Here is an 11,056-nt window from a genome sequence, read left to right on the forward strand (position 1 = left end):
TTGATTTTTCTATTTTAAATGAAACAGTATAAAATTGGTAGCATAATTGTTAAGCTCCTTAATAGTGGGCGAAATATTTTCGCCATGAAAACTATGTGCTGCATTTTTTATAGTCAACAATTCTACATCTGCTTTTTTTTCTTTAGCCACCTCCAACATATATGTTGAATTTATTATTGGAAGTATGGTGTCATTATCACCATGCAATAATAAAATTGGCGGACTGTTTTTTTGTAAAAGTTCAGTTGGACTGAGCAATGTAGCCAATTCTGATTTTTCACTTAATGGCGCACCTAAAAGACGAACAAAAAGTGTCTCATCTTCAAAAATAGAGTTGGGCCTTATTTCTGGATTCACGCAAGAAGTAAAAGGAAAATATGCAACTATGCATCTAAAATTAGGAACATAATCCACTAAACCTATATCTCCTTTAAAATCTGAATCTTTCCCTAAAGCTGTTACTAAACTTAAATGTCCACCAGCAGAACCACCCCAAATACCATAATACTTCTTATTTAATTTATATTTTTTTGCATTTTTCAAGAGAAATCTTGTTGCATCTTTAGCATCTATCACAGCATCATAAGCATTTGTATTGCCACGAGCTAAACGATATTGGATAGTAATACAAATTACCCCTTCATCAAGAAGAGATTTCAAAGTCCCTAAAAATGCTTTTTTTAATATATTATATTTGCTCCCTCCTGCCCAACCACCACCATGGATATGTAGCATCCATGGATTCTCTTGCTGTATTTTATTTACTTCTGGATAAAAAATGGTCATATCCAGTACTTGTCCATCTATTGTTTTGTATGCAACGGTCTCTTTATTACTGAATGTATCAAGAATTTCTTGTTCTTCCAGAGATTGTCCAAAAATGAATGGCTGAGATCCAAAAACTAACATTAAAATTATAAATCTGTTATTCATCATTTTGGTTATTTTATTTTGGATATCATTTCTCATTTTTAATTTATTTAAAAATTAAACCTATTTATTATAAGTTTATAACTCGAGAATCCTCGGCTTTAAAATTAGCTTTCTTGTTTTTGTATGTAATTACAACAGGCACTTCATTATGCAACCACAACTGCCCTTCTTTTTCTTCTAATACTACATTGCCTATTTCAGTTGTAGAAATGGTATAATCATTGGCTTTCAAATAATTTCCATTACCCATAAATAAAATAATATTTCCATTTTTTTCCTTAGCTACTAAAGCATAATCCGCATTAGTAGAGTTGTTTTTATAGGTTGCCATTTGTTGATTTTTAGAAGAAAACACTAAATCCTCTCTCCCTGATTTGCTTATAATTTGTAGACCTACAAACTCTTTGCCGCCATTTTCATCATCAAAACCATTTATAGATGCAATACTTTTTCCTTCAGATGAAGTAAATGGTTCGTAAACGGACACAAATGGATGCTCCCACGCTTCACCATATTGACGTGCATTAAAGGTTAAATAAGGCGCCTTGTCAACTTCATAAGGCAAACCTCCATTTCCTCTAAAAGCTTTATTTGGTGGTGACTTTAATGAAAAAATTTCTCTATTTTCTGCTCCCTTCATCCATAAGTTCATAAATACATCTTCCTCATCGTTAGGTCTATCTATTTTCCATTGCGCTTGATAATCATTATTGGTTTTTAACGATTTTTTATCCCACTGATAATCAAAAGCATATAAATATCCACCAGCAAAAGCCATTTCTTCTGTTGGTTTTAAATCTAATGGTTGTCCCGAAGCATCTAAAACCTTCATAGACTGACCTAAATTATGATAAAAATAATCGTGAAACTTATCCCCTTTACGTTGCTTTCTAGAACGGAAAATATCAATATAATACCCTGTAGTTTCTCCTGTTTTTACGACACTTACCAGCCTGCTTTGATCACTTCTAGTTTCTGGCTCTAAAAAATAGACATCAGAATACGTGATGTTTGAATAATACCCATCTTTTTTTTCTGATTTGGGATATTCCCCTATTAAATCAAACGCATGATTACTAAACATTTCGGTATACGAGGAAACCCCATCAACCATAACTGTATTATGTGCTGGAAACTGCGAATAAAATTCCAAATATATAGGTTGAAGATATCCTGCTCCTTTTCCAGGGTCTGCTCCCTGAACAAAACCTTTACCGTACAACTCTAAATTGATTCCATTGGCATGCATATGATTACCTAATGACCCATTTAAGGAAGCCATCATACCATGTTTGCCAGTTCCCATACGTTGCACATGCCAACTGACATTAGGCGCATAAAAGGTTTGTGTAATATAATCTTCTAAATTACCTTTTTTATACTTTTGATTTATCTCTAATGGTTTAGCTGCAAAAAAAGAAGAAATATCTGCTCTTGGTTTTCGTTGTTTTCCTTTTGCTTCTTCAGGTTCTTCAGAAAACAAACGATACATTGCTGTAAATTCTTTTTCAAGAGCTTCATCATTATTTTTCTGAGCAACTCGAATTAAGTTTGAAATTGCCTCCGTATAAAACCCTCCATAATTAGAATCGCCAAAAGCAACCATTTGTCCATTTGGAAATAAATACTGCGGCAACATTTTAACAGCCTGTTTCATGCCTGGCATATAAGGTAAAAGGTTATGATTAAATGTGTTGTCAAAATCTTTTATAAAGGTGGTTAAATCTTTGGTTACCCCTTGTGCATATCCGGGGCATTCTGCCCAAACACCCGTGTTGTAATCATATCCAAATTCCATAAATTTAGTTAAAGACCACTGGCGTGCTGAAGTCACATTCAAAATATAATTGATATAATATTCTCTCCCTTTTTTATCTTCATAGTACCTATTATCCTTTAAAACCATGGCGGCTTTTAAAATAATTTTAGCTTGATGTAAATTCCAGTTATTTTGTGGCACACCATTTTTAATGATTTGATCTGTCCAACGCTTAATAGTTTTATCATACATTACAATATTTTCAGAATGATTTACTTCAACATATCTATATAAAAAATCATAAAGTTCCGCTACACTAATTAAGACATTATCATGAATTACTTGAAAATTAGCGAAACCTACAAGTGTTTGAATATGCCCATTAAGTAAATCAATTGGTTCACTTCTATATGACATACCCTCTAAATAAGTATGCATAATATCGTAAGCAAACTTTGCATAGCGTTCATCTTTTTCTAACCAATAAATAAATGCTGCATCTCGTGCTAACTCTATTATTTGCTGATTTATACTATAAATGATTCTTCCCGTTTTAGAAGGATCAACCCATTCAAAAGGACTACCTTCTTTACTTCTATTTGGATAATACAATCCTCGTGGGTCATCCATATATGGCAAAACATCTTCTAACTTTGGTGTACCGTAAGGTGTTGTATAGTCTCGAGAACCTACAAACCGAACTGTAGGAACTGGTGCTTCGCCATCTGCGTGTGAGTAATTTATACCATTAACATAAATATTTGTTGCTTTGGTTTTCCAATGCATCTGCAAACGAGACACCATCCATTCAGGGTCTTCAACATGACGCGAAACATAAGCATCAATACGGTCATGAATACCTTTTAAAACATCTTTTGCCCAAGCTTCCTTTTTAATTGTCTTTTCTAAATCCTTTTTACCACTCTCGGTAACGTATAAACGAGGATAGCCTTGTTCTAAATTCGTAGGAAGTGGTATTTTATTAATTTCTTGTGCATTTAACCATCCTACTATAAAAACTAAGACGATGCTTAAACCTAATTTATTTTTCATATTTAATTTCAACTTATTATTTTTTATATTAACTATGACCATTCTTACTACCATAAAATTTTAACATCGGATGGCCATTGTTTTACGTCTGTATATACTTCATTCCCTTTTTTAAATGTGCTATTTTCTATAGTAACATCACATTTTAATAATCCCATATCAATTTTCTTATTCTCAAAAACACTATTAATGACATAGGAATTGTTAACGGATCTCCACATAGCTCCCCAAGTATTATTAATTATTTCACATCTGTTCAGTATAACTTTTTGTGGTGCGTACTTTGAATTTTCTTTGTATATGAATTTATCATAGTAATCTTCACAAGGAAACCACAACGCTACCTTAGCACAACCAGACACATGGTACTTATGAAAAAAAATATAACCTGCTTCTTCATGATCTGCTTGAATACCATTTGTTTTAGTATCCTTTATTGTACAGCGTTGTGCTAAAACATACTCACAGGATGTATATTTATTTCCTTTTCCCTTAACAGGAAAAGACATATTACAATCGGATTGTAAAATATATTTATTATAAAGAAAATAGACATTATGATACAAACCACCACCAGAGCCATTGTATTGAAAATTACAATTATCCATTATAATATGATTAGTTCGCTTCATGTGAACCCCTTGAGAAGACCAATCGATCACATCAATATTTTGAAGCATTATACGCGTATGTCTGCTTTCATTTCTACCTCTTATAAGTATCCCATTAGCATCTCCTTGTCGAACACCTTTTAGAGTTAAATCTTTAATAACCAGATCTGTTACTTGAGGCTTGTCTTCAATGTTAAACCCCGTTCCTTTCATTTCTGAACCTTGTTTAACAATTGTTTTATCCCTACCTTCTCCCACTAATGTTATTTTTCCTTTCAAAGTAAGTGTGGTATCCAAAATATGTATTCCTTTTTTCAAGAACACCACGCCACCTCCTTCATCATACACTTGATTAATAGCTTCTTGTATAGATTGTCCAGGTTTAACTTTAATTATATTGTCTAACCACTGTTTAGGATATTCTACATGTTTAAAATCATTATTCCATTTTTCGGACATAATAGAATACACTTCGGGCTCTACAACCACTTGGTTATATTTAAATAATTGCTTCTGTGCCATAGATGAACATACCACAAAAGCTATTAAAATAAAAAGGACTACTTTTTTACTCATTTTTAATGATTTTTAGTTTGATTAAAAGATGGAGGTGGTACTTTAACACCCCATGCTTTATTAGGTTCTTGCCCTAATTCCACTTCTAAAACACCTCCTTTTGCATAGTCATCATGATAAAACCAACAATTATCTAAACTATTATTGTTTAGTTTTGCCGATTGGATATAAATGTTTTCCGGTCGGTTATTAGTAGTTTTTATTACAAATTTTTCACCTGAATAATAATCCTTGTTAAGGTGAATAATAATCTCATCAAAAAGCGGACTTGTAATTTCATAATAAGGTTTGACCGAAGCCCCACCATCAACCTCAAAAAGCCCCATCGCCATCAAAGTCCCTAAAGCTCCCATTTGCCCTTGATCTTCATCGCCATTGTATCCTCCATAAGGTGTTATATCACCATACACTTCTTTTATTTTTCGCACCCATTTTTGAGTTAACCAAGGCACACCTGAATAATTAAATAAGTGTGCCATTCCTGTTCCTGGTTGGTTTCCGTAATTGACCCAACTAGCAGCATGTTTTCTTCCAACACTTACAAAATTATCTTTTTCACCCTTTATGAATGATGCATTTAAAAAATGATTATATGCCTGTGCTCCTCCAAATAAATTTATTAAACCTTCCATATCATGAGGCACAAAATTTGTATAAATTGCGGAGTTACTTTCACAAAAACCACGTGCATTAAAACTATTGGAAACAGGCTCAAAATCTTTTATCCAACTACCATCCATTTCTCGTGGATGAATCATTTTGGTTTCTGGGTTCCACAAATTCTTATAATTTGTAGAACGCTTCATAAAAAGTTTATAATCGTCTTCTTTGCGCAATGCTTTTGATAATTGTGCCAAACTCCAATCTTGATACGCATACTCCAAAGTCATAGAAGCACCATCTTTATGCCCCCCATTGGCTTTAATACCTTCTGGCACCCACCCTTGACTAACGTAATATTGCATACCACCACCAAAAGCCGGAAAGTTATGCTCATAACCTGCATGATCTCTAGAACCACCAACAAAAGCATTTTTTCGTAAGCCTTCATAAGCTTTTTCTATATCATAATTTTTAATACCTTTATTATATGCAGCGGCAAAAAATGGCACCGAGGGATCTCCAATCATTACAAAAGTATAATTACCTCCAGATGGCCCACGAGGAATTAATCCTCCATTATTATACATGTCTACCATGGTATTACAAAAACCATCCATAACTTCTGGATAGACCATAGACCATAAAATGTTTAAAGACCAATGGCTACCCCACCACGCATCAAAATTATAGTGTGGAAATAAAGGTTTGCCATTCTCATCCAATCTTACAACCCTTGTAACTGGTTTTTCTCCAGTCCTATCGGTATATTTGCCATCCACATCACTTATAATTCTTCTTCCTTGTAAAGCGTGCCACAAATCAGTGTAAAACTTAACTTGTTGTTTGTGCGTTCCTCCCTTTATTTCAATTTTACTTAACCAATCATTCCAAATTTCTAAAGATTCACTATACACTTTGTCAAAATCCCAGTGACTAATTTCCGTTTCTAAGTTTTTACGAGCTTGCTCCACACTTACATAAGAAATCCCTACTTTCATCAATACTTCATTAGCCTGTTGTTTATTAAAAAACAAACCTACACCCGCATTTACCCCCTGAATGGTGTCTAATTGTTTTTCAATGATTTTGTTATTTACCCATCCTTTAAAGCCACTAAATGCCGTATTGAGTTTTGCAACAAAATACACTGGTGTATCTTTTGGCCGACGTCCTGTTTTTTTAAGCACCTGAACCCCTGCTATTTCTGTATCATCTACTTTCCAAATTTTAGAGAATGTAGTGGGTCCATGGGCTAATTTTGCTCCCGTATCAAAAATGATAGATTTATTTTCACTTTTAGGAAACTTGTATTTATGAAACCCAACACGTGTAGTTGATGTTAATTCTACCTCAATATCATAATCTTTTAAAAAAACTTTATGGTAACCTGGTTTAGCTATTTCACCTTCATGACTAAAAGCTGATTTATAGGTATCCATACCTAAATGCCCTTTAAACTTTCCCGTGGTAGGCATGACAGCAATGCCTGCTAATTGCCATGCATGAACATGGCTAAAACATCGAATATACTCACTATCATACAAGTAACCCGAACTCCACGTTTTGTCAGTATCTGTATCTGGGCTTAAATTCACCATTCCAAATGGCCTACTTGCAGAACTAAAATAAAACCACCTAGAATTTACCGTATCAACAAATGGGTTTACCAAATTTACTGGTTTTTGTTGCCCATAAGTATTTGACGTTAGAATTAAAAAACTTAAATAAATAAGCTGCTTCATTATTTTTTTTATTTAAAAATTATAGCGTTTTGAATGATTTTTTATTAATAAACCTAAACCACGAAAACAGAATTTCATAACGATGCAATGTAAAAGTTTTACTAAAATTAATTTATAAATTATAACCCACTGAATATAAATTATAGGTATTTTGTATATAAAAAAAGCTTGAAGTAAATTGCTTCAAGCTTTTAAGTTTAATCACCCATTTAAACTATTAAAAACACCAAACAACTATAACTTTATAATCTTTTTTATAACACTATTTGATTCATCACTAACTTTAAAAAAATACATTCCACTTGTTAATTGAGATACATCTAAACTTCGCTCTGAAAAATCTTTTAGTGACTTTTCTAATACTTTCTGTCCACTGATATTATACAAAACTATTTTAGTTTTACTAAGGTCTAAATTTGTATTTTCAAAAGAAACAGTCAACACATCTGACACAGGATTTGGATACAACCCTATTTCATTTAGTTCTGTAAATTCAGAAACGCTCAGAGAACTAACATCTATTACACTAACTATAAGTTCTGGTTTATTATCTGCAGCCTCTTTACTAGTAAATTCATTGGTTTTTTTCTGTGCTTCTAAATCTTCAATAGAAATAGAAATTGTTTTATCATTATCAAATTGCTCCTTTACATAAGCTGTAATATCCCATTCATAAAAACCTGTATCACTTGATAAATTTGTAGAAGTTATCACATTTCCAGTTGTTGGAGCTGTATCCCAAGTAACAGTAGATTCTGACCAATTATTATCAATTTTAGATGTTGTAAGCATAATTTTTGTTCCCGAACTCTTATAAAGTTTGAGTATTACACGTCCTATATTATTGTTTATTAAATTTTCGTCACTCAAATTGAATTTCAAGAAGGTTTTTCTTAAATAATCTTCCGAATCGCCTGTTTTCACAACAAGTTTAACATCTGCTCCATAATTAACCTTTGAATAGCTACCCCCTCTTACATAAGCATCCTCAATTGGATTATAAATAGTGGTTTCAAAATCAACGTTAAATGTAATTACTGGAACCTCAATCGAGTAATTTGAATCTCTATCCGAATAAAGCGCCAGCACCCGATAGATATAAATGGTTTCAGAACTTAGTCCCGTATCACTGAAAGTTAAACTGTTTGAATCTAAACTTGCAATTTCTTGATAAGCTCCATCAATTTCTTTTCTTTCTATTTTGAACTCATCTGCTTCAAACACCCCTTCTTGCCAACTTAAATTAATTTCTGTATCAGAAATAGCAATTGCACCCAAATCAAATGCTAAAGTTCCTGGGTTTGAAATACTTGTTCCATAAACTTCTACCTCAGCCAAAGTAATTGGTTCGTCAGAGCTTTTAGAAATTTTTACTATCTGACCTATTACTCCTTCGGTTCCTGTATTTATATTGATTGAAGGATCTGGATAATCAACAAAAAACTGTGAAAAAACGGTATTGTTTTCTGAATCAATTATACTTACAGTAAAGTTATTTAATCGTTCACTATAAGTTGATTGTGTTCTATTATAAATAGTAATATCCTCAATTTTTTTATCTTCTCCTAAATCTACCTGCCACCACTTATCATCATCCATTGGCGCTGTATGACTTACAGAACCGTTGTTAAAATCTCCATCTGAATTACCATCAATAGCTCTTTCTGCTGGTGCATCATAAGCCGTTGTAGATTGGGAAGCTAAACCATTTAATGCTAAATTGTCTGCTGATGGGGTAACTTGAATGGCTTCTGAATTTGTGGTAACAGACGAAATATCAATAGTTTCAACCCAATACCAATAAGTTACATTATTTGCTACCGTAGTATCTAAATAACTTGTTCCTGAAACATTTTCTGCTATTAAGATACGTGTCGCTATATCAGAACTCGTATTTCTGTATATATTTTGACTTCCTAATTCCACATAATCCATAGACCAATTTAAAGATACTAATTCATAACTAGGAGTTGCAACTAAAGCAACAGAAGGAGGGATTGCTTCTAAATTTATCCAATTTAGATTAAACAAACTTCCAGTCTCACCTGTAAACACTAAATACAAGTCTTGTACGCCACTCACAACGCTAAATGCGGTAGTTGCTGTTGTCCAAGTTTGCCAACCTCCCGTATTATCAACATCCAATTCTGCTATTAAAACTCCTGTACTACTACCAATACGTAGTTCAATTTTCCCTCCCGACGTATCACTGGCCACTCGTGCGCTGAACTTATTCAAACCTGTACTAAAATCAATATCATTGAATTTAATCCAATCACCACTTTCAATGTTACTTACTACATCGGTGCCTTCATTACCCAATTCTGTTTGTATTCCCAGCATATCATTATAACATTCAGCCTCGTACAAAGTCGTTTGTGGCAAACTACACACGTCAACGATATCTTCCGTTACGTTAAAAATATAGCAATTCATACTTTCTGCTTCCACAGTAGGAACAAACGTATTTCCTGAAGCCATATAGGTCATTTCTATTCCCTCTATAGGCGTATTATTTGTCCAATAGTGAGTAGCTACCGGACTAATTATACTTGAATTATCCATCGATATTGGCAATGTATATTCTGTATCTCCTTCATTAATTACCCATAAAACAATCTTATCATTTTTTCTAAACGTTATAGTATATATGTCAGGTGTTGAATTTGTAGATGATGTAAGGTAGGTATGATTTAAAATATTATTTGAAAATTGTTTCATCATATAATATCCTCTAAGCCTGGTACCTGTACCAGAAGCTGGAAAATAAATAGATCTTGTTTCTTTATCCTGACCTCTAGACCAAATTTCAAAAAAAACCTCACCACTCAAACCAGCTTCATAGCGTTCTGCTTTTTTAATATACTCATCAATTTGTTTCCACATGGATCGTTCTACACCATAAGTTGGAGACCCACTACCAGTACTTGTTTCATCATCATACATTGGTTTTCCCAGTGCAATAGACCTTTCAATTATTTCTACCCACTTTTCAGGAGCTTCTTTTCCATAATTATGGCTACTAAAAGCCGTATACAAATCTTTTGTCCCAAGAGACTCTACATCCTTTAGGTAGGTTATTCCTGCTGAAAGACTCCAAAAACCTTGGTCAATAATTATAGGTTTTTCTATCCCTCGACTATCTAACTCCGTGTATAAGGTATTGATAATATCTTCAGCTTTTGATGCTCTAATATGCCACATCCATTCCTTTGCTGTAGACAAAATGGAAATTGGCACCCCGTGCTGACTCATATATTCACAATAATCTGCTAAGAAAATCCCATATTTTACAACATCTGTTGCTTTAGTATTGTAATTATGTATCCAATCTGGCATGTTATTGTCATCACCAAACCCATCATAATCAGAACGCATTGTACCATAAAACTTTATATCTGGATTAATAGCTTTAATTGCCTGCATAGTAGCTATTTGTCTATCATAAAACGACAAATTCTTAACTCCTTCAACCAGCTCTTGATTTTTGTCATATTGAACCCTACAAACGTTAAAGTCAATATCCCCAAAACCCCATTGAATAATCTCTTCTTTATTTTGAGCTTTTTGGATAGCAAAAGAACTACGCTCCATATCCCCACCTATCATATCAATAGTTTGTTTATAATTTGTAGAATTTACGGTAATTGATTGTGAGAAAAGGGTATTACTTAATATAAATAGAATAACTGCGCATAAAGTATTTTTAATAATTTTGTAATGTTTGGTTTGTTTCATATTTAGTTGTTTGAAAAGTTTAGTTTATTTAGTTATACACT

At 33.1% G+C, this 11,056-nt stretch carries 5 protein-coding genes; all 5 read right to left on the minus strand.

All coding sequences use genetic code 11. The annotated features are described in order from the left end of the window. Nucleotides 1-9 precede the first annotated feature (9 nt). The 5 genes from APS56_RS06035 to APS56_RS06055 all read right to left on the minus strand — a co-directional run bounded on the left by APS56_RS06035 (nucleotide 10) and on the right by APS56_RS06055 (nucleotide 11,015). Nucleotides 10-969 carry an alpha/beta hydrolase fold domain-containing protein gene (locus APS56_RS06035; protein WP_082379271.1) on the minus strand — a complete coding sequence of 320 codons (960 nt, stop codon included), beginning with the start codon at nucleotides 967-969 and terminating at the stop codon, nucleotides 10-12. 31 nt (nucleotides 970-1,000) lie between these two features. Next, the gene (locus APS56_RS06040) at nucleotides 1,001-3,745 is read right to left on the minus strand and encodes an endo-acting ulvan lysase-like protein (protein ID WP_054731205.1); all 2,745 of its coding nucleotides are present in this window, start codon (nucleotides 3,743-3,745) and stop codon (nucleotides 1,001-1,003) included. Nucleotides 3,746-3,792: 47 nt separating this feature from the next. Then, nucleotides 3,793-4,932 (minus strand): right-handed parallel beta-helix repeat-containing protein, encoded by a 1,140-nt coding sequence (locus APS56_RS06045; RefSeq protein ID WP_054726018.1) that lies wholly within the window; start codon nucleotides 4,930-4,932, stop codon nucleotides 3,793-3,795. Between the two features lie 2 nt (nucleotides 4,933-4,934). Next, a complete protein-coding gene (locus APS56_RS06050; protein ID WP_054726020.1) occupies nucleotides 4,935-7,277 on the minus strand; it encodes a GH92 family glycosyl hydrolase in 2,343 nt (780 codons plus the stop codon). A 234-nt stretch (nucleotides 7,278-7,511) separates the two neighbouring features. Then, nucleotides 7,512-11,015 (minus strand): CBM96 family carbohydrate-binding protein, encoded by a 3,504-nt coding sequence (locus APS56_RS06055; protein ID WP_054726023.1) that lies wholly within the window; start codon nucleotides 11,013-11,015, stop codon nucleotides 7,512-7,514. Nucleotides 11,016-11,056: the final 41 nt, after the last annotated feature.

It is taken from the genome of Pseudalgibacter alginicilyticus (genome assembly GCF_001310225.1).
In the GTDB taxonomy this organism is placed as follows: domain Bacteria; phylum Bacteroidota; class Bacteroidia; order Flavobacteriales; family Flavobacteriaceae; genus Pseudalgibacter; species Pseudalgibacter alginicilyticus.

Coding starts and splice junctions, on each gene's coding strand:
- APS56_RS06035 (WP_082379271.1), bottom strand. CDS start 969: ATGAGAAATGATATCCAAAATAAAATAACCAAAATGATGAATAACAGA.
- APS56_RS06040 (WP_054731205.1), bottom strand. CDS start 3,745: ATGAAAAATAAATTAGGTTTAAGCATCGTCTTAGTTTTTATAGTAGGA.
- APS56_RS06045 (WP_054726018.1), bottom strand. CDS start 4,932: ATGAGTAAAAAAGTAGTCCTTTTTATTTTAATAGCTTTTGTGGTATGT.
- APS56_RS06050 (WP_054726020.1), bottom strand. CDS start 7,277: ATGAAGCAGCTTATTTATTTAAGTTTTTTAATTCTAACGTCAAATACT.
- APS56_RS06055 (WP_054726023.1), bottom strand. CDS start 11,015: ATGAAACAAACCAAACATTACAAAATTATTAAAAATACTTTATGCGCA.